This is a genomic window from Microbacterium sp. NPDC055357 (assembly GCF_053644835.1).
Genome location: NZ_JBSHLZ010000007.1, coordinates 92,426 through 113,217 on the forward strand (window position 1 = coordinate 92,426; position 20,792 = coordinate 113,217).

General features: G+C 71.3%; 23 protein-coding genes. 14 read left to right on the forward strand and 9 right to left on the reverse strand.

Annotated features, from left to right (window positions below):
* Position 1: 1 nt before the first annotated feature.
* On the forward strand, positions 2-658 hold the full coding sequence (locus ACWICD_RS10890; RefSeq protein ID WP_454140148.1) for a response regulator transcription factor: 657 nt from the start codon (positions 2-4) through the stop codon (positions 656-658).
* Between the two features lie 50 nt (positions 659-708).
* Entirely contained in the window at positions 709-2,166 is a 1,458-nt protein-coding gene (locus ACWICD_RS10895; RefSeq protein ID WP_454140149.1) for a lipase maturation factor family protein, read from the forward strand.
* Between the two features lie 2 nt (positions 2,167-2,168).
* Here the strand turns inward: ACWICD_RS10895 and ACWICD_RS10900 are convergent, their stop codons facing one another.
* Entirely contained in the window at positions 2,169-3,662 is a 1,494-nt protein-coding gene (locus ACWICD_RS10900) for an MFS transporter (protein ID WP_454140150.1), read from the reverse strand.
* A gap of 40 nt (positions 3,663-3,702) precedes the next feature.
* On the opposite strand from ACWICD_RS10900, the gene ACWICD_RS10905 reads away from it, so the two are divergent.
* The gene (locus tag ACWICD_RS10905) at positions 3,703-4,260 is read left to right on the forward strand and encodes a phosphorylase family protein (RefSeq protein WP_376131351.1); all 558 of its coding nucleotides are present in this window, start codon (positions 3,703-3,705) and stop codon (positions 4,258-4,260) included.
* 124 nt (positions 4,261-4,384) lie between these two features.
* Here ACWICD_RS10905 and ACWICD_RS10910 read toward each other — a convergent pair whose 3' ends face one another.
* Positions 4,385-4,561 carry a hypothetical protein gene (locus ACWICD_RS10910; protein ID WP_454140151.1) on the reverse strand — a complete coding sequence of 59 codons (177 nt, stop codon included), beginning with the start codon at positions 4,559-4,561 and terminating at the stop codon, positions 4,385-4,387.
* A gap of 93 nt (positions 4,562-4,654) precedes the next feature.
* On the opposite strand from ACWICD_RS10910, the gene ACWICD_RS10915 reads away from it, so the two are divergent.
* Positions 4,655-5,602 carry a hypothetical protein gene (locus tag ACWICD_RS10915; protein WP_454140152.1) on the forward strand — a complete coding sequence of 316 codons (948 nt, stop codon included), beginning with the start codon at positions 4,655-4,657 and terminating at the stop codon, positions 5,600-5,602.
* Positions 5,603-5,653: 51 nt separating this feature from the next.
* Here ACWICD_RS10915 and ACWICD_RS10920 read toward each other — a convergent pair whose 3' ends face one another.
* Both ACWICD_RS10920 and ACWICD_RS10925 read right to left on the reverse strand, forming a co-directional pair.
* Positions 5,654-8,677, reverse strand: coding sequence for an AAA family ATPase (locus ACWICD_RS10920; protein WP_454140153.1), 3,024 nt, complete (start codon positions 8,675-8,677; stop codon positions 5,654-5,656).
* Positions 8,674-9,849, reverse strand: a complete 1,176-nt coding sequence (locus ACWICD_RS10925; RefSeq protein ID WP_454140154.1) for an exonuclease SbcCD subunit D — start codon at positions 9,847-9,849, stop codon at positions 8,674-8,676. Before ACWICD_RS10925 ends, ACWICD_RS10920 begins: the two co-directional genes overlap by 4 nt.
* A gap of 81 nt (positions 9,850-9,930) precedes the next feature.
* Between ACWICD_RS10925 and ACWICD_RS10930 the strand changes: the two genes are divergently transcribed.
* Positions 9,931-10,674 (forward strand): alpha/beta fold hydrolase, encoded by a 744-nt coding sequence (locus tag ACWICD_RS10930; protein ID WP_454140155.1) that lies wholly within the window; start codon positions 9,931-9,933, stop codon positions 10,672-10,674.
* Between the two features lie 3 nt (positions 10,675-10,677).
* Here the strand turns inward: ACWICD_RS10930 and ACWICD_RS10935 are convergent, their stop codons facing one another.
* The 4 genes from ACWICD_RS10935 to ACWICD_RS10950 form a co-directional block, all read right to left on the reverse strand.
* Positions 10,678-11,148, reverse strand: a complete 471-nt coding sequence (locus tag ACWICD_RS10935; RefSeq protein ID WP_454140156.1) for a hypothetical protein — start codon at positions 11,146-11,148, stop codon at positions 10,678-10,680.
* On the reverse strand, positions 11,145-11,396 hold the full coding sequence (locus ACWICD_RS10940; RefSeq protein WP_454140157.1) for a hypothetical protein: 252 nt from the start codon (positions 11,394-11,396) through the stop codon (positions 11,145-11,147). Before ACWICD_RS10940 ends, ACWICD_RS10935 begins: the two co-directional genes overlap by 4 nt.
* An 80-nt stretch (positions 11,397-11,476) precedes the next feature.
* Positions 11,477-11,917: a DUF1622 domain-containing protein gene (locus tag ACWICD_RS10945; protein WP_454140158.1), complete on the reverse strand. Its 441-nt coding sequence runs from the start codon at positions 11,915-11,917 to the stop codon at positions 11,477-11,479.
* An 8-nt stretch (positions 11,918-11,925) separates the two neighbouring features.
* Positions 11,926-12,225 carry a GNAT family N-acetyltransferase gene (locus ACWICD_RS10950; RefSeq protein ID WP_376131264.1) on the reverse strand — a complete coding sequence of 100 codons (300 nt, stop codon included), beginning with the start codon at positions 12,223-12,225 and terminating at the stop codon, positions 11,926-11,928.
* Between the two features lie 416 nt (positions 12,226-12,641).
* Between ACWICD_RS10950 and ACWICD_RS10955 the strand changes: the two genes are divergently transcribed.
* The 9 genes from ACWICD_RS10955 (at position 12,642) to ACWICD_RS10995 (ending at position 19,919) form a co-directional block, all read left to right on the forward strand.
* Positions 12,642-13,400 (forward strand): winged helix-turn-helix domain-containing protein, encoded by a 759-nt coding sequence (locus tag ACWICD_RS10955; protein WP_454140159.1) that lies wholly within the window; start codon positions 12,642-12,644, stop codon positions 13,398-13,400.
* A gap of 100 nt (positions 13,401-13,500) precedes the next feature.
* On the forward strand, positions 13,501-14,466 hold the full coding sequence (locus tag ACWICD_RS10960; RefSeq protein ID WP_454140175.1) for a DNA-3-methyladenine glycosylase family protein: 966 nt from the start codon (positions 13,501-13,503) through the stop codon (positions 14,464-14,466).
* Positions 14,467-14,511: 45 nt separating this feature from the next.
* Positions 14,512-14,889, forward strand: a complete 378-nt coding sequence (locus ACWICD_RS10965) for an STAS/SEC14 domain-containing protein (RefSeq protein WP_454140160.1) — start codon at positions 14,512-14,514, stop codon at positions 14,887-14,889.
* Between the two features lie 27 nt (positions 14,890-14,916).
* Positions 14,917-15,141 carry a hypothetical protein gene (locus ACWICD_RS10970; protein ID WP_376131255.1) on the forward strand — a complete coding sequence of 75 codons (225 nt, stop codon included), beginning with the start codon at positions 14,917-14,919 and terminating at the stop codon, positions 15,139-15,141.
* Positions 15,142-15,230: 89 nt separating this feature from the next.
* A complete protein-coding gene (locus ACWICD_RS10975) occupies positions 15,231-16,268 on the forward strand; it encodes a siderophore ABC transporter substrate-binding protein (RefSeq protein ID WP_454140161.1) in 1,038 nt (345 codons plus the stop codon).
* 77 nt (positions 16,269-16,345) lie between these two features.
* Positions 16,346-17,302 (forward strand): ABC transporter permease, encoded by a 957-nt coding sequence (locus ACWICD_RS10980; protein WP_454140162.1) that lies wholly within the window; start codon positions 16,346-16,348, stop codon positions 17,300-17,302.
* Entirely contained in the window at positions 17,299-18,285 is a 987-nt protein-coding gene (locus ACWICD_RS10985; protein WP_376131246.1) for an iron chelate uptake ABC transporter family permease subunit, read from the forward strand. Before ACWICD_RS10980 ends, ACWICD_RS10985 begins: the two co-directional genes overlap by 4 nt.
* Position 18,286: 1 nt before the next feature.
* On the forward strand, positions 18,287-19,039 hold the full coding sequence (locus ACWICD_RS10990) for an iron ABC transporter ATP-binding protein (protein WP_454140163.1): 753 nt from the start codon (positions 18,287-18,289) through the stop codon (positions 19,037-19,039).
* 130 nt (positions 19,040-19,169) lie between these two features.
* On the forward strand, positions 19,170-19,919 hold the full coding sequence (locus ACWICD_RS10995) for an SDR family oxidoreductase (protein WP_454140164.1): 750 nt from the start codon (positions 19,170-19,172) through the stop codon (positions 19,917-19,919).
* A 1-nt stretch (position 19,920) separates the two neighbouring features.
* Here the strand turns inward: ACWICD_RS10995 and ACWICD_RS11000 are convergent, their stop codons facing one another.
* A complete protein-coding gene (locus ACWICD_RS11000) occupies positions 19,921-20,754 on the reverse strand; it encodes an aldo/keto reductase (protein WP_454140165.1) in 834 nt (277 codons plus the stop codon).
* Positions 20,755-20,792 lie beyond the last annotated feature (38 nt).

Here is a 20,792-nt window from a genome sequence, read left to right on the forward strand (position 1 = left end):
CGTGGCATCCATTCTGATCGCCGATGACGAATCGCGGATCTCGGGCTTCATCGACAAGGGGCTCCGCGCCGCGGGCTTCGCGACCCGCGTCGCACCGACGGGTCCGCAGGCGCTCGACCTCGCGCTCAGCGGCGAGTTCGATCTGCTCGTGCTCGACGTCAACCTGCCCGGCATGGACGGCTTCGAGGTGCTCGAGAACATCCGCGGCTCGGGGTCGACGATGCCTGTCATCATGCTCACGGCGCGCGTCGAGCTCGCCGACACGGTCGCCGGGCTCGAGGGCGGTGCCGACGACTACCTCGGCAAGCCCTTCCGCTTCGACGAGCTCGTCGCGCGGATCCGCCTGCGCATGCGCCGGGATTCCGCCGGCGCATCGATCGACCTCTCGCACCGCGACCTCGTCCTCGACGTGCGGACCCGGCTCGCGCACGTCGGCGGCGCGGCCGTCGAGCTCTCGGCCCGCGAGTTCGCCCTCTTCGAAGAGCTCGTGCGCAACGCCGGCCAGGTGCTCAGCCGCGAGCAGCTGCTCAGCCGCGTGTGGGGATTCGACTTCGACCCCGGCTCGAACGTCGTCGACGTCTACGTCGGGTACTTGCGGCAGAAGCTCGGGTCGGATCGCATCGAGACGGTGCGCGGGGTCGGCTACCGACTCGTCTGACCCCTGTCCAGCCCTCGTGTCCCGCGGCACGAGGGGCCGATCATGGACCGATGGACGGGTTCGCGGCGGTCGACTTCGAGATCGCGCGGCAGGTGCTGCAGCGGGGCATCGCCGCGCTGTACCTCATCGCCTTCGTCTCGACGCTGAATCAGTTCCGCCCGCTGCTGGGCGAGCGCGGCCTGCTGCCCGCGCCCGAGCTGCTGGAGTGGGCGCGGTCCTCACCGCGCGGAGCGCGCCTGCTGCGCCCGACGATCTTCCGGCGATGGCGGTACACGGATCGGCGTCTGGTCGCCCTGTGCACGGTGTGCCTCCTGATCGCGGCGGCGCTCGTGTGCGGCATCCCGCAATGGGGGCCGCCCTGGGTGCCGATGGTGTGCTTCCTCGCGCTGTGGATCGGGTACATGTCGATCGTCAGCATCGGGCAGACCTTCTACGGCTTCGGCTGGGAGATGCTGCTGCTCGAAGCGGGGTTCCTCGCGGCCTTCCTCGGCTCGGATTCCCAGCCGCCGCCCGTCGTCGTCATCGTCCTGTTCTGGTGGCTGCTGTTCCGTCTCGAGTTCGGGGCGGGGCTCATCAAGATCCGCGGAGGGCGGGAGTGGCGCGACCTCACGGCGCTGACCTACCACCACGAGACGCAGCCCATGCCCGGGCCGCTCAGCCGCCAGGCCCACCTCCTCCCCCGCTGGTTCCACAAACTCGAGGTCGTCGGCAACCACATCGCCCAGCTCGTCGTGCCGTGGCTGCTCTTCACGCCGATCCTCGGCCTGTGGATCGATGCGGCCTGGCCCGCCGTCGTCGGCGCCGTGGCGGGGTGCATCGTCATCGTGACTCAGCTGTGGCTCGTCGCGACGGGCAATTTCGCCTGGCTGAACTGGGCCACGATCGTCATCGCGTTCTCGGCGATCGGGCTGCCGACCAGCGCGCGTGCGGTGACGGACGCTCCCTGGCTGATCGACGGGATGCCGCTGGTCTGGCTCGTCACGACGTGCGCCGTCGGGGCGCTCTACGTCGTGATCAGCTGGCCGGCTGTGCGCAACCTCGCCGCGTCGCGGCAGCTCATGAACGCGAGCTTCAACCGCTGGCAGCTCGCCAACGCGTACGGCGCCTTCGGCACCGTGACCACGACGCGCATCGAATACGTCGTCGAGGGCACGCTCGACGGCGTCGACTGGCGCGAGTACGCCTTCAAGGGCAAGCCGCAGGACCTGCGCCGCGTGCCGCCGTGGGTCGCGCCGTACCATCTGCGGCTCGACTGGCTGATGTGGTTCCTGCCGCTGGGCAGGTCGCTCGAGGACTGGTTCGCCGTGTTCCTCGTGCGGCTGCTCGAAGCCGACGAGTCGACGCTGCGACTTCTCGCGCGCGATCCCTTCGCCGGCGCACGGCCCCGCTCCGTGCGGGTCGTGGCGTATCGGTACCGCTTCACGACACGGGCCGAGTTCCGGGTCTCCCGCGAGCGCTGGCGACGAGATCAGCGCGGGACGGTGGTCGATCCGATCGCGCTCGGCTGAGCTCAGTGCCGCGCGCGGCCGCCTCTGCCGGCGCGGCGGCGGTCGGTGAGATCGAGGATCGAGACGAGGAACGCCAGGCCCAGGAACACCGCGATCGAGATCATGGCGTACGCGTAGGCATCCTGGTAGACCACGAGGTCATCGTGCATCCCGGTCTCGCGGTAGATCGTCGCGTAGAAGAGCGACAGGGCGACGGCCATGCCGACCGCCGTGCCGATGCGCTGGCCGAGCTGTCCGACCGAGCCGGCCACGCCACCCTGCGACACGGGCACATCGGCGAGCGTGAGCGTCTGGTTGGGCGCGATCACGAATCCGCCGCCGGCACCGCCGACGATCATGACGGCCGCCATGATGTACGGCGTCCAGAGCGGGTCGGCGAACAGGGCCGTGAGCACGAGACCGCCCGCGCTCAAGAGCATCGCGATGAGTCCCCACAGCACGATCGGCCGGCCGAACCGGTTGACGAGGTTGCCGCCGATCCACGACGTCACGGCGCTCGCGAGCGCGAAGCCGATCGACACCATGCCGGCATACACCGGTTCGACCCCGAGCCCCAACTGCAGGAAGAGCGTCGTCGTGAGGAACATGGCCGGCATCGCCGTGAAGTACGCCGTCTGCAGCAGCGTCCCGTTGCGGTACGACGTGATGCCGAACAGCGGCAGCGGCACGAGCGGCGTGCCGCCCTTCGCGGAGTAGCGGCGTTCCCACGCGATGAAGGCGGCCGTGAACAGCACGAAGCCGACGAGCAGCCACCAGCGGGCCGGGTCGTCCTCGGGGGCGCCCGTCGTGAAGAGGAACGGCCACATGAAGCAGATGACGGATGCCGCGAACAGCACGAGGCCGACGGGATCGAGCCGCACGCTCCTGGCCGAACGGGTTCGCGTGGCCGGCAGCATCCACAACACGAGCGCGATCGCGATGAGGCAGAGCGGCACGTTCATCCAGAACGTGAGCCGCCAGCCGTCCTCGGGACCGCCGATCGCGATCAGCAAGCCGCCGAGGGTCGGCCCGAAGGCCGTCGCGAGACCGATCGTCGCGCCGAAGAGGCCGAAGGCGCGGCCGCGCTCCTTGCCCTGGAAGAGCTCTTGCGCCATGCCCAGCACCTGCGGCATCTGGATGCCGGCGGCGACGCCCTGCGCGAGTCGGGCGATGAGCAGGATCGTCGCGTTCGGCGCGAGCGCGCACATGATGCTCGTCAGGGTGTACAGCGAGAGTCCGATGACGAAGAGCATGCGGCGCGAGCGCTGATCGCCGAGCCGGCCGAACGGCACGAGCGCGAGTCCGAACGTGAGCACGAAGCCCGAGACGACCAGCTGCAGCTCGGTGGAGTTGGCGTCGAGGACCTCGCCGATCGACGGGAGTGCGACGTTGACCTTCGTCAGGTCGAGGATCGTGATCGCGGCGACCGAGACGCAGATCCAGAACGCGCGCCAGCGGGCCGCGGAGGACAGCGGGATCGAGGCCGTCGCGGGCTGCGACGGGGAGGGAGTCGACATCGCGTCCAGGCTAGTCGCCCGTGCGGGGGACAATGGACGGGTGAAACTCCTCGTCGCGGCGCTGGACGCCGAACTCGTCGCCTTTCCCGCTGAGCTCCCCGGCTTCGACCGGCTCGTGACCGGACCGGGCAAGATGATGGCGACCTTCGCCCTGACGCGTGCGCTCGATGCGAACGACTACGACGAGATCGTCGTGGTCGGCACGGCGGGTGCGATCGATCCGCGCCTCGAGTCGACCGTGTACGAGGTGACCGCGGCCGTGCAGCACGATGTCGCGAGCTTCGACGGCATCGTCGGCGAACACGTCTCGCTCCCCGCGCGCGTCGACCTCGGCCGCGACGGCCTCACGATCGCGACCGGCGACTCGTTCGTCGACGACGCCGTCGCGCTCGAGTCGATCCGGCCCCTCGGAGCGAGCCTCGTCGACATGGAGGTGTACGCCTACATCTGGGTCGCGCAGCAGTTCGGCGTGCCCATCCGCGTGCTGAAGTCGGTGTCCGACCGAGCGCAGGACGATGCCCGCACCGACTGGCGCGAGACGGTCGCCGCCTGCAGCGTGCAGCTGCGCGACCTCATCCGCGCCGAGTACGGCGTCTGACCCTGTCGTGGGGTCAGACGCCGTACTCGGCGCCTGACCCCGACCGCGAGACTGCAACGGCACGGCGAGACCGTGGGTGGACCCCGCAGTTTCGGCGCGCCGTTGCGGTCTCGCGGTCGTGGGTTCAGTCGCGACGCGAGAACGCGGCGCGCAGGGCGAGGAAGACGATGAGCGCGACGACGGCGACGACCACGAGCTTGCCGATGAACCACAGCACCGAGAACAGCACGTTCACGATCACCCACGCGATGACCACGGCGACGATCACGCCGAGGATTGTCCAGCCTGTCCCCTTGCTCATAACGACTAGCCTAGGTACTTCAGCGCTGTCGCTCCGCTCGCGATGACGATCCGGTGGCGACCCCTGCACGACCACGACTCAGATCGAGGACCCATGTCGAACCCCACTGACCCGTCGCAGCCCACGGGCGACGACCGCGCCCCCGAGGCCTACCCGGCCGGTGATGAGGCCCCCACGCAGGCCTACCCCGGATACACCCCCGGCGATGCGCAGCCCACCGAGGCGTACCCGGCCGCCGGCGGCTACGGGCAGGCGCCGTCCGCCCCGCCCGTCTACGGCCAGCCCGGTGCCGCATACGGGCAGCCGCCCGCGTACGGCCAGCCGCCCGCACACGGCGCGCCGGCTGGGCCCGACACGCGCCCGAAGCGCCTGGCCTGGGCCGCGCTCGGCACGGCGATCGCCGGTCTCGTCCTCGTGCTCATCGCGTTCATCCCGCTGCTGTGGGTGTCGTTCGCGCTCGCGATCATCGGCGGCGTCCTGCTGCTGGTCGGCCTGGTGCTCGGCATCGTGGCGCTGGCGAACAAGAAGCAGGGCGGCAAGGGCCTGGGCATCGGCGCGATCATCGTCTCGGTCCTCGGTGGCGCCGCCTGGGTCGGAGCGCTCGTGTGGTCGCTGCTGCTCATCGGTCTGTCGGCCTCGGATTCGGGCGGCACGTTCGAGCCGGCACCCCCGGCTGCGACCGCGTCCGAGGCGCCCTCCACCGATGACGACGCCTCCACCGACGGCACCGACACGGACACGGATGCCGGCGACGGCGTGTCCGGCACCGGCGAGGCGGCATACATCGCCGAGGTGCGACCCGTGCTCACCGAGATCATGCAGGAGGCGGAGCCGGGTGTGACCCAGGAGATGATCGACGCCGCCTTCTCGGACGAGATCCTCATCACCCTCGGCGAGACGACCCTCATGGGCGGCGACGCCGCTCGCGACGCGATGATCTCGTCGTTCTCGACCGCCACGGGCGGGCTTTTCACCGAGGAGCAGGCGACGCGCCTGATCGACACCGTGCTCACCGCGGCGCAGAAGCACCTCGCCGGCTGACCCGCGGGCAGTTCGAAGGCGGCATCCGATCCCGGGTGCCGCCTTCGGCGTTCACGCCGCCGGGACCGCGCTGTCCTGCAGGATGATGCTCGGCCCCTGCGGCGTCGCCTCGACCCGCAGTTGCGCGGGCAGCTGCTCCTTCATCGCGGCGACGTGGCTGATCAGCCCCACCGTGCGTCCGCCCTGACGGAGCTCGTCGAGCGTGCGCATGGCCAGCTCGAGCGTCTCGTCGTCGAGGGAGCCGAAGCCCTCATCGATGAAGAGCGTGTCCAGCCGCACACCGCCGCTGCGCGCGGTGACGACCTCGGCGAGGCCGAGCGCGAGTGCGAGCGACGCGAGGAACGTCTCGCCCCCCGACAGCGACGTCGTGGGCCGGGATTGGCTCGTGTAGGAGTCGAACACCGCGAGCCCGAGGCCGGACGCCGCGCGGTGCCGGCCGACGGCGTCGGAGTGCTCGAGCCGATATCGCCCCGACGACATGACCTCGAGCCGCAGGTTGGCGGCGTCGACGATCTGCTCGAGCTCAGCGGCGAGCACGAAGGTCTCGAGGTCCATGCGGGTGTCGGTGCGGCCCGCGAGTGCGTCCGCGAGCCCCGCGATGATCTCGTGCTCGGCTTCGCGCTCGGCGGATGCCGCGTGGGCCCGCGTCGCCCGCTCGGCCGCCTCGGCGAGCCGTGCGGCGACTTCGGTGTCGCGCGCCGCTTCGGTGACGGCGCTGTTCCACGCTTCGCGCGCGAGGGATGCCGCCTCGGCGACCGGCGCGAGATCGACCGGTTCGTCGGGCGCGCCGGCCAGCTCGGTCTCGAGCGCCAGCAGCCGTTCGCGCTCGGTCGCGACGTCGACGTCGTGACGGTGCAGGTCGGAAGCGAGCCGCTCGCGCACGGCGGTGTCGAGGAGCGCCGTGCCGACGGATGCCGCGTCGTCGAAGGTCGATTCGGCCAGACGCTCCTCGAGGTCGCGCTGCGCGTCGGCGGCCGCCTGCTCGGCCCGCAGCCGATCGTCGATCGCCAGCGTGAGGGCCCGGGCCGCGTCGCGCACGCGGGTCGCCTCGTCGATGCGCGCCGCGACCGAAGGGTGGTCCCCGCGTGCGGCGGCGACGGCCCGGGTCGCCGCCGTGAGCCGTTCGGCCCGCGCGGCGCGGTCTTCCTTCGCCGCCGCGAGCCGGGCCGCCAGCGCGGCCTGCTCGTCGCCCATCGCCGCCTCTATCTCACGCAGTTCGCGCACCTCGGCCGCCAGCGTCGCGATCGTCGTCGCCGCAGCTTCTGCGGCGGCCAGTCGTTCCTCGGCGACGCGGTGGGCGGCCTCGAGGTCGACCACGGAGCTTCCGCCCGCACGGGCGAGCGCGTCGTGGTGGGCGGCACGCGCTGCACGGGCGGCGGCGGACGCGGCCGTCGCCGTCGCGGACGCGAGCTCGACGGCCGCTTCGCCTTCGGCGACCGCTTCGTTGGTGACCGGATCGCCGGCCGGGACGGCAGGATGCGGGTGCTCGATCGCCCCGCAGACGGCGCATGGCTCGTCGTCGACGAGCGCGGCCGCCAGCTCACCCGCGTAGCCGTCGAGTCGGCGCTGGAGCAGAGCTCGAACGGCGGCTGTGCGCTGTTCGAGCGACCGCGTCGCCTCGAGGTGCTCGGCTTCGGCCGCGTGTGCCAGCGGTGCGAGCCGCTCCGCTTCACGCCCCGCCTCGAGGCGCGTCGTGACCGTTGCGAGGGTGTCGCGGGCGGGCTCGACGGCGGGAGCCGCAGCCTCGAGCGCCCGGATCTCGGGCTCGAGCTCGGCGAGTCTGGTCGCTCGCCGCGCAGCGACCTCACGGAGCTGCTCCGTCTCGTCGCGGAGGCCGTCGATCGCGGTGTCGGCGAGGCGCACGGCGTCGGCGAGCGCCGGCACAGCGGACTCGTGCTCGGCGGCTGCGGCCCAGATCGCGAGATCTCCGGAGAGCTCATCGACGACAGCGGCGAGCGCCGCGGCGTCGTCGGGCTCGGTGGCGGCTGCGGTGTCGGCGCCGACCCGCTCGACCCACGTCGCCCGTGCGCGTGCTTCGCGCTCGACGGCGCGTGCGACCGCGGCGGTGGCCCGTTCCGCGGCGCCGAGGGGCGAACGCAGCGCTTCGGCCGCCGCCGACCGCTCGAGTCGGACGCGGTCGGCGTCGATCTGCGGCGCGCGCTCTTCGAGTGCGGCGAGCGCGCGCCGCGACGCGAGGCGTCGCTCCTGGCGTTCGCGCAGGGCCTTCTGCGCGCTGTAGTGCGTGAGGGCGGCGTCGTGCGCGGCCTGGGCGTCGTCGCGCCGCCGACCCGAGCCCTCTGCGCGGTATCGGGCGCGTGGCACGGCCCGGTACACCGCTTCGACCCGCTGCGCCGCCGTCGTCGTCGCCTCGTCGTCGGGTTCGGCGGGTGCTCCGTCGAGCGCGTTGTCGCGCACGAGAGCCTCGGCGTGCACGAGAAGCGCGTCGAGCGTGGCGCTGTCGCCCTCGAGCGCGGCGCGCGCGTCGCGGCGCAGGCGGTCGACCTCGCGCTCGTACTCCTCGTAGCGCAGCGATCCGAACAGCGTGCGCAGCAGCGCCTGCCGTTCGTCGTTCTTGGCCAGGAGGAACTCGGCGAACCGGTTCTGTGCGAGCAGGATCACCTGCTGGAACTGGTCGCGCGTGAGCCCGAGGATCTCGTCGAGGATCTCGGCGGCTTCGCGGTACTTCGTCGCGCGGCCGTGCCACACCTCGTCTGCGAGCTCTTCGACGAGCACGGTCGACTTCTGCACCGTCGTGCCCGCGGCGCGTGCCTTCGGCCGCTCGTATTCGGGCGCGCGCGTGACACGCCAGCGACGCCCCGCCGCGGTGAACTCGAGGCGCACCATCGTCGCCTCATCGGGTTCGGCGTGGTCGCTGCGCAGCCCGCGGTCGCCGCCGTCGTACCGGGGCGCCGTGCCGTAGAGCGCATAGCAGACGCCGTCGAGGATGCTCGACTTGCCCGCGCCCGTGCGCCCCGTGATGAGGAACAGCCCGTCGGCGTCGAACGCGTCGAAGTCGACCGTCTGACGGTCGCGGAACGGCCCGAACCCTTCGAGGTCGATACGGTGCAGCTTCATGTCGTGACCTTGGGCCGTTCGTCGCCGGGGACCGCCGACGCGTGCGCGGCGAGCACGTCGCGCACGATCTCGGCTTCGCGCGGAGTCGCGCCGACGCCGTTGCGCACGTGCGCGAGGAATGCGTCGATCAGCTCGTCGTCGGTGCGCGCCGCGCGCACGCGGGCGGCGTAGGTGTCCTGGCCGGCGGTGTGCCGCTCGGTCGGCGCGTGCGTCACCTTGGCGCAGAACGGGAACCGCTGCTGCAGGCGCCGCATGGGATCGCGCTGGGGAGCGGCGTCGGTGTACTGCGCATCGACCCAGGCGTCTTCGTGCACCGTGAACGCGTCGGAGGAGAGCAGCTCGTCGAGCGGGGCGACGAGGCGAACGAGTCGGCGCGGCACGGGAAGCGCGATCCACTCCGCACCGGTCAGGCCGTCGGCGTCGAGGTCGATGAGCCACGACCCGCGCGGCTTGTCGCACTCGCCGAAGCTGTAGTGCAGCGGCGCGCCGGCGTAGCGCACGCGTTCGGAGAGCTGCTGGCGCCCGTGGATGTGCCCGAGCGCCATGTAGTCGGGGCCGTCGAAGGTGGACAACGGTACGACGTCGAGTCCGCCCTGCTGGATGTCCCGCTCGACCCCCGGTGTCGCCTCGACTCCCGCCGCGAAGCAGTGCGAGATCGCGACCGAGCGACCTCCGCGCTCGGCGAGGTCGGCGTGCACGAGCGACATGGCGTGTGCGACCGCCTGCGCCTGCGAGCGGATCCCGACGTCGGGCCAGACCGAGCGCACGAGCGCGGGTTCGAGGTACGGGATGCCGTAGAAGTGGACGGGCCCGTGCGCGTCGTCGATCGTGATGGGCGCACCCACCGTGCGCGGATCGGTCACGACCCGGATGTCGTCGCGCAGCAGCGCGGATTGGAATCCCAGTCGCGCGGCGGAGTCGTGGTTGCCGCTGGTGACGATGACGCGCGCGCCCGCGTCGGCGAGACCGCGCAGCGTGTCGGAGAGCAGCGAATAGCACGCCGCCGCCGGCACGGCGGAGTCGAAGACGTCGCCCGCGACGATGACGACGTCGACGCCGTGCTCACGCACCTGGTCGGTGAGAGTGGTCAGCACGCCGCCGAGGGCCTCGAGCGTCGAGTTCCCGTGGAACGACCGGCCGATGTGCCAGTCCGAGGTGTGCAGGATGCGCATGTCTCGACGGTAGGCGACCCCTCCGACATCGCCCCTGAGCCCGGCGGCGCGTTCGGACACCGTTGTGGCTACGCTTCACATATGCCGCGCACGGAATCCTTCACGTACGCCGGCGCGACCCTCATCGCCGAAGAGCACGAGGGGCCCGCGGCCGGCGAGCGTCGCCCCGCCTTCCTGCTCGTCCACGGCATCGGCATGGGGCGCAGCGTCTTCGGCGATCTCGCTGAGCTGCTGAGCGACGTCGCCCCCGTCGTCGCGGTCGACCTGCCCGGCTACGGCGAGGCGCCCGAGCCCGTCCGCATCCTCACGATCCAGCGCACGGCCGACCTGCTCGCAGCCTTCGTGCGGGCCTCATCCGATTCGCCGGTCGTCGTCGCCGGCCACTCCATGGGGGCGCAGATCGCCGTCGAGCTGGCGGCGCGGCATCCGGGTCTGGTCGACCGTGTCGTACTGCTCGGGCCGGCGTGCGATCCGGCCGCCCGCACGCCGCTGCGGCAGCTGTGGCGGCTCGTGCGCGACATCGCCGTCGAAAGCCCCAAGGTGATCGCGGTGGGTGCGCGCGAATACGTCCGGGCCGGACCGCGGCTGCGCATGAAGTTCCGCGCGATGCTGCAGCACCGACCCGAAGACGTCTTCCCCGCCGTCGCTGCGCCGACCCTCGTCATCCGCGGCGAGCACGACGTCGTCGCGCCTCGCTCCTGGTGCGAAGAGGTCGTCCGCGCGCTCCCCGACGGGCGGCTCGCCGAGGTCGAAGGGCACGGTCACGAGACGATGATCCGGGATGCCGCGCCCTCGGCCGCCCTCATCCTCGGCTTCGTCGGCTGATCGTCAGGCGTCGCCCGTCGTGATCTGATCCGCGAGCTCTTCGACCTCGGCGTCCGGGAGCGCGATGCCGGCCTGCTCGAGGCGCTGGTGGAGCACCTCGACGACGCGCTCGCGCGGCGGCTGCGAGACGTCGGACCGCGTCTGCGCGAGGATGCCCGCCACCTTCTCGACCTCGGACGCGTTGTTCTGGTCCATGGCCGGCAGGTTCTGCGTCTGCTCGCTGCCCAGTGCGCCTCCCTCGCGCTGCGCCTCCCCTGCCGTCAGGGTGTCGCGCGTGCCGTCCTGACCGTGGTGGTCGGCGCCCTCGGACACCACGCCGACACCGACGGCGGTGTGCGTCGGCTCGTTCTGCGGCGGCACGTCCTCGCGCGTCGGCTCGCCTTCGGCCGGTGTCGCTTCGGCGCCGTCGGCGTCTTTGCGGTCCGGGAGGTTGATCCCCGGCTGCTCGAATTCGTTGCCCGTCGTGCTCATCATGGTTCCTCTCCTCGGTCCGCGCTGAGGTCCGGGTCGGCATTGCGACGCACGCGCTCGCCCGCAACGGGATCGTCGGGCGGCGCGGCGGCGTCGGTCAGCAGACCGGCCTCGGTCGCGGACGTGTCGTCCACGAGATCGGGCGATCCCTCGACGGCGGCGTTCTGATCGCTCGCGGCGCCGTCGGTGATCGGCTCGCGGCCGGCCGGCGCATCAGCATCGTCGACGCCCTCGGGAAGATCGCGGTCCATCGCGGACTCCTTTCGTCCCCACCAGCGTCGCGCGCCGCGGCGATGCGGCGCACCCCGTTGACAGCGTCGGACAAGCGTGACTAGGCGTCGCGACCCCGCGTCGCGGCATCCGTCGCCGCTGCGTCCCGCGACGCGGCGCGGTCTCGGGCGACCGCCTCGCCGAGCAGCTGCCCGCCGCTCGTGAGCAGAGCGCGCCGCCACGGCAGCACCCCTTCGATCTCGATCTGGATCGACATCGACAGCACGGTGCGGATGAGCACGATGAGCCCGAGGATGAAGGCGTCCTCGATCGAGGGCTTCGAGGTGATCGTGCGGATGAGGTCGGCCGCGACGAGCACCTCCAGGCCCAGCAGGATCGCCGATCCGAGGGTCGTGCGCAGCACCTGGAACGCCGTCCCGCCGCCCTCACGACGCGCGAGGGAGCGGATTCCCAGCACGATGGCGATCACGAAGCCGACCACCATCGCGAGCGCGCCGATCACCTCGAACACGACCGCGACGGTCGTGAAGAGGTCCTCCATGTCGAGCATCATGCCCGATGGCGCGGCTCGACGATCGCCGCGCGATCGGGGTTCGCCGCGAACCAATCGGCGACGTACCAGCACACGGGGATGACGGTGCGGTCGCCGCTCTCCTCGAGCGCCGCTACGGCACGGTCGACGATGATCGCCGCGTACCCGTGTCCGCGGAACGTCGGGACGGTGTAGGCGCGCGTCATCGCGACCGAGCGACCGTCGTCGTTGTAGTCGAGCACACTGACGAGATCGTCGCCGCGGTGCAGCGTGTACCGCGAGGCATCCGGTTCATGCGAGAAGCGCAGCTCAGTCATGCCGTCAGGCTATCCCCCGCACGCCGTGCCGGGGGCGGTCACCGACGCCGGTTCCCGGCGTTGAGCACTCTGCGTCATCCGACCATCCGGGCGGCGCGCTCACCGAGCGATTTGACGCATTGCGACACGTTCGGTCATAATCGGCGTCATGTCTGACAACGCACGCTCTCTGTCCGCCTGGAAGGCGAACGGGACTGCCGGGATGATGATGCCCGGCCGCGTTGCTCTGTGTTGTCGAATGTGCCGCTGACGCGCTGATCGCTGCAGACCGCCGCCGCCCGCTCTGAACGCGCGCCGGCCGCGAGTCTCCCGCCGCTTCGGATCCTGGATCCGGATGCCGCGCACCCGCCCCCTCCGGGGCTCATCGCCGCACGTGGAACCCGCTCGGGTTCGCTTCCGCAAGGACCCTCATCATCATGTCGAACACCGCTCTCCTCGAACGCCCCGCCGTCTCGCAGCCCCGCCACCTCCGCGCCGTCACGTCGCCCGTCGCGATCGTTCGTCCCGCGGCCGCACCCGCTGCTGCTCCGGCCGCGCCCGCGCCCGCCCCGGTGCGCCATCTGCCCGAGGGCACAACGCCCCGCGGCTTCGCCCTCTATGTCGGCTTCGACGAGGCTCAGGTCGACGCGTCGGGCGTCTCGCTCGGCGTGCTGGTCGACGCCCTGCGCCGCACGCTCGCCGACCTCGCACCCAGCGCCGAGACGTACGCGACGGTCGCGCTCGCCCCCACGGGCGCGGGCGGCCGGGATGTCGATGTCGTGCGCCGTGCACTGCACGAGCCCTCCGCCCTCGCCCGCGCGACGCCGGAGGAGCCCGAAGACGACGAGAACGCGCCCGGCGGCGTCGTCGTCGACATCTCGCGCAAGCGCGTGCTGATCGACGGCGAGTCGGCCGCGTTCACCTTCAAGGAGCTCGAGCTGCTGCAGTATCTCGTGCTGCGCGAGGGCCGCACGATCGAGCGAGCCGAACTCGTCTCGTCGCTGTGGCGCACCGCGACCGAGGACGAGATCCCCGGCGAACGCACGATCGACGTGCACGTGCGCCGCCTGCGCGCGAAGCTCGGCCGATACGAGGACATCGTCCGCACGGTGCGGGGAGTCGGATACCGCTTCGACCGCCACGCCGATGTCGTCATCCGCTTCGGCCACGGCACGCCGTCGCCCGACCGCGTCTGATCCCTACGTCGGAGAGGCGACGTAGTGTGAAGGCGTGACGACATCCTCCGCGAACCGCGCGCCCGCGCGACGCTGGGCGCACGCCGCCGCCGTGCGCGGCCTGCCGGCGGGTGCCCGTCGGCCCCTCGTCGAGCCGCAGTCTTCGTCGTCACGCCCGATCGAGACCGAGTACCGCCCCGCGCACCCTCTCGACCTGCGGCGCACCGTGCTGCACCAGCGTCACGGCGCGAACGACCCGACCATGACGACGGCGGGCCACGTCATCTGGCGTGCGGCCCGCACCCCCGCGGGGATCGCGACGCTCGCGCTGCGCCAGTCATCCGACGGGGCCGTCCGCGGTGCCGCGTGGGGCCGTGGCGCCGAGTGGGCGATCGAGCAGCTGCCGGCGCTGTGCGGCGCGCGAGATGACCCTCGCGGGTTCGATGCGGCGCAGCATCCCCTCATCGCGGATGCGCACCGCCGGCATCCCGGTCTGCGTCTGGGCCGCACCGACCTCGTCTTCGACGCCCTGGCGAGCGCGATCTTCGAGCAGAAGGTCACGGGCCTGCAGGCCTTCGGCGGGTGGCGACGCATCGTCACGTGGCACGGCGAGCGCGCTCCCGGACCCACGCCGCGTCCGATGTTCGCGCCGCCCACGATCGATCAGTGGCGGCGCATCCCCTCGTGGACGTGGCATCGCGCGGGTCTGGAGCCGCCGCAGTCGCGGGCCGTCGTCGAGGCGGCACGCCGCGGTGAGTCCGTCGTGCGGGCCGCGACGGCGGCCGAGACGAGCGATGAGCGCGATCGCGTCTTGACCGCGGTGCGCGGCGTCGGACTGTGGACGAGCGCCGAGACGCGCATCCGGGCCTTCGGAGACCCCGACGCCGTGAGCGTCTTCGACTACCATCTGGCGCACGAGGTCGGCTTCGCCCTGACCGGCCACCGCGTCGACGACGACGGCATGCTCGAGCTGCTCGCGGCGTGGCCGGGGCAGCGGCAGCGGGTCATCCGGCTGATCAGGGTGAGCGGCGCACACGAGCCGCGGCGAGGACCGCGCCTGCACCCCGAAGACCACCGCGCCCGCTGAACCCGGGCTCTGGTGCTCGCGCCCCCGGCGCGCGAGGATGACGTCATGATCGAGTCACTCCCCGACCTCCCCGCCGGCGTTCTGGGCTTCCGCGCCGTCGGCACGGTCGAAGCCTCCGATTACCGGAACGTCGTCGATCCCGCGATCGATGCGGCGATCGCGCACGATGCGAAGGTCAACGTCGTCTTCGTGCTCGGCGAAGAGTTCGACCGCTACTCCCTCGGCGCGCTGTGGCAGGATGCCGAGCTCGAGAGCAGACCCGCGCGCGCCTGGGGGCGCATCGCCCTCGTGACCGACCACACGATCGTCGGCGAAGTGATCCACGCGATCGCCTTCCTCTTCCCGTGCGAGCTGCGGTTCTTCCGCGTCGCGGCCCTCGACGATGCGGTCGGGTGGGCGTCCGCGGGTCCCGAACGGTCCTGAGCGCCGTGTGCCCCTAGGCTGGGCACCATGGCGAATCGACGACCTGGCTGGCAGCGCGGCCACACCGGATGGGCTTTCGGAACCGCGCTGGTGTTCGCGCTCGGCATCCTGTTCGGCATGGTGTGGGGCAATGTGTGGCTCGGTCTGCTGCTGGCCGCGGCCGTGTCGATCGGCTGGCTCATCGCGTACGAGTCCTGGCGCGGTCGCGAGGTTGGCATCGAGAACCGCGACGACGACGGCGCTCGCCTCTGAGCTGACGCTCGCCTGACGCCGCGCCCGGACCGGGCGCGATGTTACGGCGTGGATTTCCGAATGCACGAGTTAAGGTTAGCCTTACCTACATGACTCATCGCACTCGAACGCTGTGGCCGCTCGCGGGCCTTGCCGCTCTCGCCCTGACCGTGACCGCCTGCGCCTCACCGTCCGCCACCGCCGAAGAAGACACCCCCTCGGATGCTGCCGCGACGATCCTCGTCGAGAACGCCAGGCCCACCCTCATCCAGGTCGAGGAAGACGGCGAAACGGTCTGGCGAGAAGACGGCGACGCGGCGCGCGACTCCGTCGTGGTGCCCCGGGAACCGGCATCCGTCGTGACGTTCGACATCGCGTCGCTCGACACCCTGCACGCGATCGGGGCAGGAGACGCCGTCGTCGGCATCCCGGACGCGACCCTGCCCGACTACCTGGCGGAGTACGCCGATCTGCCCAAGGTCGGTTCGCTCTTCGAGCCCGACTTCGAAGCCGTCGCCCAGCTCGCGCCGGAGCTGATCATCACGGCGGCCCGCAGCACGAGCCAGTACGACGAGCTCTCGCAGATCGCGACGACGATCGACCTCACCGGCACGTCCGGCGGCACGTTCGACGTCGAGGCGGGGCTGGCCCGTGCGGGTCAGCTCGGCGAGATCTTCGGCCGCGAGGACGAGGTCGCCGAGCTCACCGCCGACATCGAGGATCTGCTCGCCGCCATCCGCGCGGAAGTCTCGGGCACGGCGCTCGTGCTGTCGATCTCGGGCGGCGAGTACGGCGCCTTCGGCGAGGGCTCGCGCTTCGGCTACTTCTTCGATTCGCTCGGGTTCACCCCCGCGGTCGTCGCCGCCGACCTTCCCGGCGCCGACGGTTCGTCGCACGGCGACACCGTGACGAACGAGTTCATCCTGACGGCGAACCCCGACTGGATCCTCGCCTTCGACCGCGGCGCCGCGACCGGCGGCGAGAGCACCGCGACCGAGACGCTCGACAACGAGATCGTCGATCGCACGACGGCCGCCCAGGAGGGGCGCATCGTGCAACTGCCGGGCAACGAGCTCTACATCGTCATCAACGGCCTCACCGCGATCGACAACGTCCTCACGACGGTGCACGACGCGATCACGGGCTGACGCGTGATCCCACGACGGCGAACCGGGAGCGCAGACCTCTGAAACGGTTCTCCCCGACGTCGCTGATCGTCGCGGGGGTGGTCACGGTGATCGCCCTCGCGACGGTCTCGCTGTTCATCGGCGTGGCCGAGCTCGACGTCTTCATCCTGGTCGCGAGCCGCGTGCCCCGCACGCTCGCCCTCATCCTCGCCGGCATCGCCTTCGCGGTGACGGGCCTGATCATGCAGCTGCTCACGCGCAACCGGTTCGTCGAGCCGAGCACGACGGGAGCGACGGATGCCGCGAGCTTCGCGCTCCTGCTGCTCCTTCTCGCCGCCCCCGGCCTGCCTCTGGGGGTCAAGGCCGTGATCGCCGCGGCCGGTGCCCTGGTCGGCGTGGTCGGGTTCCTCGCCCTCGCCCGCCGGATCCCGTCGCATTCGAGCGTGCTCGTGCCGATCGTCGGCATCCTCTATGCCGGCGTCATCGGCGCGGTCACGACCTTCATCGCGTACCGGTCCGACGTGCTGCAGGAACTCATGAGCTGGGGCATCGGCGACTTCTCCGGCGTCATGCGAGGCCGCTACGAGATGCTCTACGTCGCGGCGGCGGCCGCCCTCATCGCCTGGATCGCCGCGGACCGCTTCACCGTCGCGGGGCTCGGCGAGGACACCGCGCGCGGGCTCGGCCTCGACACGCGAGCCGTCATGGGGCTCGGCGTCGGCATCATCGCGATCGTGACGGGCGTCATGGTCGTCATCACGGGCGCGATCCCCTTTCTCGGGCTCATCGCGCCGAACATCGTCAGCCGTCTCGTCGGCGACAACATGCGCCGATCCGTCCCGGTCGTCGCCCTCCTCGGGGCCGCGCTCGTGCTGCTGTGCGACATCATCGGTCGGGTCGTGCGGTTCCCCTATGAGCTGCCGATCTCGATCGTGATGGGCGTCATCGGCGGGGTCGTCTTCTTGTGGATGCTGCTGGGCACCGCCCAGCCGTCGGATGCGGCGCGCCCGCACCGTTCTCGAACTCCCGCTGCGGGGGCAGGTGCCCGCCGATGACGACTCTCGTCCGCACCGACCGCATCGCGTCGGCCTATCGCTCCCCGGCCGTGCGTCTCGCCGCCCTGATCGTCGTCGCGATCGCCGCGATCGCGCTGTTCCTGTTCACGGGCCTTCCCGGTGCGTGGCAGTATGCGCTGGACCTGCGCTCACGCACCGTCATCGGAATGGTGATCGCCGCCGCTGCGATCGGCGTCGCGACCGTGCTGTTCCAGACGATCACGGCCAACCGCATCCTCACCCCCGGCATCATGGGCTTCGACGCCGTCTTCATGGCGATCCAGGTGCTCGTCGCGTTCGCGATCGGTCCCGCCCTCCTGGTGTCGGCTCCACCGCTCGCGTCGTGGACCGTCGAGCTCGTCCTCATGGCGGGGTCGATCGTGCTGCTGTACTGGTGGCTCTTTCAGCGGCGCCGCCTCGACCTGCACGTGATCGTGCTCGCGGGTCTCGTGCTGGGCGTGCTGTTCCGCTCGGTCACGTCGTTCTTGCAGCGTCTGCTCGATCCGGACACCTTCGCGATCGTGCAGAACCTCGCTTTCGCGAGCTTCACCTCGATCAACCGGGAGCTGCTCCTTCCCACGGGTGCGCTCGTCGCAATCGCGATCGCGTCGCTGTGGCCGATCCGTCGGGCGCTGGACGTGCTCTCGCTGGGCGAGGCACGGGCGATCTCACTGGGCGTGGAGCACCGGCGCATCGTGATGCACGTCATCGTCGTGATCGCCGCCCTCGTCGCGGCATCCACCGCTCTCGTGGGTCCTGTGACGTTCTTCGGGCTCATCGTCGCGAACCTCGCCTACGGCATCGTCGGGCATCGGCACCGGCGCAGCATCCCCGCCGCCGTCGCGATCGGCGCGATCGCGCTCGTCGGGGGTCAGTTCCTGCTCGCCCGCGTGCTGGGCTTCGCGACCGAGCTGCCGGTGGTCATCGAGTTCGTCGGCGGGCTGTTCTTCATCGTCCTCGTCTTGACCGGAAGGGCCCGATGACATGATCCGGATCGACTCCGTGGCGAAGCGCCACGGCACCCTCGTCGCCGTCGACGACGTGACCCTCGACATCGGCCGCGGCGTCACGGCCATCATCGGACCGAACGGCGCGGGCAAGTCGACGCTGCTCTCTGCGGTCGGACGCCTCATCGGTGCGACGGCAGGCACGATCACCGTCGACGGTCTCGACGTGTCCACGACGGGCACGCGGGAGATCGCGCGGCGTCTGGCGATCCTGCGGCAGGACAATCATCTGGCGATCCGGCTCAGCGTCGAGGACCTCGTGTCGTACGGCCGTTTTCCGCACGGCGGATCGGGACGCACGCCGAAGGATCGCGAGCGCATCGAGCACGCCCTCGCCCTGCTCGACCTCGGGGCCGTGCGCACGCGATTCCTCGACGAGCTGTCGGGCGGCCAGCGGCAGCGGGCCTTCGTCGCGATGGCGATGGCGCAGGACACCGATCACCTGCTGCTCGACGAGCCGCTCAACAACCTCGACCCCCGGCACGCGGTGAGCCTCATGAAGCTGCTGCGCGAACAGGGCGCGCAGCGCGACATGACGATCGTCGTGGTGCTGCACGACATCAACGTCGCGGCGCAGTTCGCCGACGACATCGTCGCGATGCGCGACGGACGCGTCGTGCGGCATGGCCCGGTGCACGAGGTCCTCACCGAGGAATGCCTCGCAGCGCTCTACGACACCCCCGTGCGCGTCGAGGCGATCGCCGGCCGCCGCGTCGTGCTGTGGGAGTGACCCTCCTTGACCGCGAGACCGCAACGGCGCGCCGAGACTGCGGGGTCTACCCACGGTCTCGGCGCGCCGTTGCAGTCTCGCGGTCGTAAGCTGGGGCCGCCGGGGGGGGGCGACGAGACGGGGAGGACGGATGCGGATCGCGGTGGCCGGCGGCACGGGGCTCACCGGCGGGCACGTCGTCGACGTCGCCCGCGAGCGCGGGCACGACACGGTCCTGCTGGCGCGCAGCCGCAGCGTGGAGCTGCTCTCCGGAGCCGGACTGCCCCGCGCCCTGGTCGGAGTCGACGCCGTCATCGACGTGTCGAACGTCACGACCCTCAGGGCCGACGAGTCGATCTCGTTCTTCGCCGGTGCCACGCGGTCGCTGCTCGCCGCCGAGCGCGCCGCGGGCGTCGCCCATCACATCGCGCTGTCGATCGTGGGTGCGGATGCCGCGCCCGAGGGCTATTACGCCGGCAAGCTCGCACAGGAACGCCTCGTCGCGGCCGGCCCCGTGCCCTGGACCATCCAGCGCGCGACGCAGTTCCACGAGTTCGCGGCGCAGATGTACGTGCGCGCCGCAGCCGGGCCGCTGCGCTTCGCTCTGCGTGCGCGCACGCAGCCGATCGCCGCGCGCGAAGTCGCCGAGCACCTCGTCAGCCGCGCCCAGGAAGGACCCGCCGGCCGCGCGATGGACCTCGGCGGACCGCGCGAAGAGAGCCTCGCCGACATGATGCGCGCGTATGCACGGGCGATCGGGCACCGCGGGTGGATGCCGCCCCTCAGCCTTCCCGGAGCGATGGGCCGGGCCCAGCGCAGCGGTGCGCTGCTGGCCGGCCCCGATGCCGTACGCGGCCGTCAGACCTTCGCGGAGTGGCTCGACGCACTCCCCGACGCGTGAATCACATCTCTTCGTGCCGGTCGGGGTCGCCGTCCCACAGCCGTCCTCGCTCGAGCCCGGAGATCGCCGCGATGTCGGCCTCGTCGAGCGAGAACCCGAAGACGTCGGCGTTCTCGCGCTGACGGTCGGGATCGCTCGACTTCGGGATGGGCGTCGAGCCGAGTTCGATGTGCCAGCGCAGCACGACCTGCGTCGGTGACACCCCCCGCACGGCGGCGATGTCGGCGATGACCTGTTCGCCGAGCAGTTCGGTGCGCCGCGCCAGCGGGCTCCAGCTCTCGGTGCGGATGCCGTGCTCGGCGTGGAACGCGCGCAACGTCGCCTGCGGAAAGTACGGGTGCAGCTCGATCTGGTTGACGACGGGCGTGACGCCGGTCTCGGCGATGAGCCGCTCGATCATCGTGATCGTGAAGTTCGAGACGCCGATCGACCGCACGAGCCCGCGCTCGCGCGCTTCGATGAGGCCGCGCCACGTGTCCAGCCACTTTCCGATGCTCGGGTTCGGCCAGTGGATGAGGTGCAGATCGATGCGCTCGAGCCCGAGCGCGTCGATCGAGCCCTCCACACTCGCGATGGCCTCGTCGAAGCCGTGGTGCCGGCCGGGCAGTTTCGAGGTGATCACGAGGTCGTCGCGGTCGACGCCGCTGCGGCGCACCGCCTCACCGACGTCGCTCTCGTTGCCGTAGTTCACGGCCGTGTCGAGCAGCCGGTAGCCGCTCCCGATGGCGGCGACCATGGCCTCCACACCCTCGTCACCCTCGAGCCCGTACGTGCCGAGTCCGAGCTCGGGAAAGCGGGTGCCGTCGTTGAGGGTCACGTCAGGAATGCGCAGCATCCCCCCATCATCCCGCTCGGACGGATGCTGCGCGAGAC

Bases quoted from the DNA above. Each gene is read 5' to 3' on its own strand.
- ACWICD_RS10895 (WP_454140149.1), top strand. From the start codon at position 709: ATGGACGGGTTCGCGGCGGTCGACTTCGAGATCGCGCGGCAGGTGCTG.
- ACWICD_RS10900 (WP_454140150.1), bottom strand. From the start codon at position 3,662: ATGTCGACTCCCTCCCCGTCGCAGCCCGCGACGGCCTCGATCCCGCTG.
- ACWICD_RS10910 (WP_454140151.1), bottom strand. From the start codon at position 4,561: ATGAGCAAGGGGACAGGCTGGACAATCCTCGGCGTGATCGTCGCCGTG.
- ACWICD_RS10915 (WP_454140152.1), top strand. From the start codon at position 4,655: ATGTCGAACCCCACTGACCCGTCGCAGCCCACGGGCGACGACCGCGCC.
- ACWICD_RS10920 (WP_454140153.1), bottom strand. From the start codon at position 8,677: ATGAAGCTGCACCGTATCGACCTCGAAGGGTTCGGGCCGTTCCGCGAC.
- ACWICD_RS10925 (WP_454140154.1), bottom strand. From the start codon at position 9,849: ATGCGCATCCTGCACACCTCGGACTGGCACATCGGCCGGTCGTTCCAC.
- ACWICD_RS10930 (WP_454140155.1), top strand. From the start codon at position 9,931: ATGCCGCGCACGGAATCCTTCACGTACGCCGGCGCGACCCTCATCGCC.
- ACWICD_RS10935 (WP_454140156.1), bottom strand. From the start codon at position 11,148: ATGATGAGCACGACGGGCAACGAATTCGAGCAGCCGGGGATCAACCTC.
- ACWICD_RS10940 (WP_454140157.1), bottom strand. From the start codon at position 11,396: ATGGACCGCGATCTTCCCGAGGGCGTCGACGATGCTGATGCGCCGGCC.
- ACWICD_RS10945 (WP_454140158.1), bottom strand. From the start codon at position 11,917: ATGGAGGACCTCTTCACGACCGTCGCGGTCGTGTTCGAGGTGATCGGC.
- ACWICD_RS10950 (WP_376131264.1), bottom strand. From the start codon at position 12,225: ATGACTGAGCTGCGCTTCTCGCATGAACCGGATGCCTCGCGGTACACG.
- ACWICD_RS10955 (WP_454140159.1), top strand. From the start codon at position 12,642: ATGTCGAACACCGCTCTCCTCGAACGCCCCGCCGTCTCGCAGCCCCGC.
- ACWICD_RS10965 (WP_454140160.1), top strand. From the start codon at position 14,512: ATGATCGAGTCACTCCCCGACCTCCCCGCCGGCGTTCTGGGCTTCCGC.
- ACWICD_RS10970 (WP_376131255.1), top strand. From the start codon at position 14,917: ATGGCGAATCGACGACCTGGCTGGCAGCGCGGCCACACCGGATGGGCT.
- ACWICD_RS10975 (WP_454140161.1), top strand. From the start codon at position 15,231: ATGACTCATCGCACTCGAACGCTGTGGCCGCTCGCGGGCCTTGCCGCT.
- ACWICD_RS10985 (WP_376131246.1), top strand. From the start codon at position 17,299: ATGACGACTCTCGTCCGCACCGACCGCATCGCGTCGGCCTATCGCTCC.
- ACWICD_RS10990 (WP_454140163.1), top strand. From the start codon at position 18,287: ATGATCCGGATCGACTCCGTGGCGAAGCGCCACGGCACCCTCGTCGCC.
- ACWICD_RS10995 (WP_454140164.1), top strand. From the start codon at position 19,170: ATGCGGATCGCGGTGGCCGGCGGCACGGGGCTCACCGGCGGGCACGTC.
- ACWICD_RS11000 (WP_454140165.1), bottom strand. From the start codon at position 20,754: ATGCTGCGCATTCCTGACGTGACCCTCAACGACGGCACCCGCTTTCCC.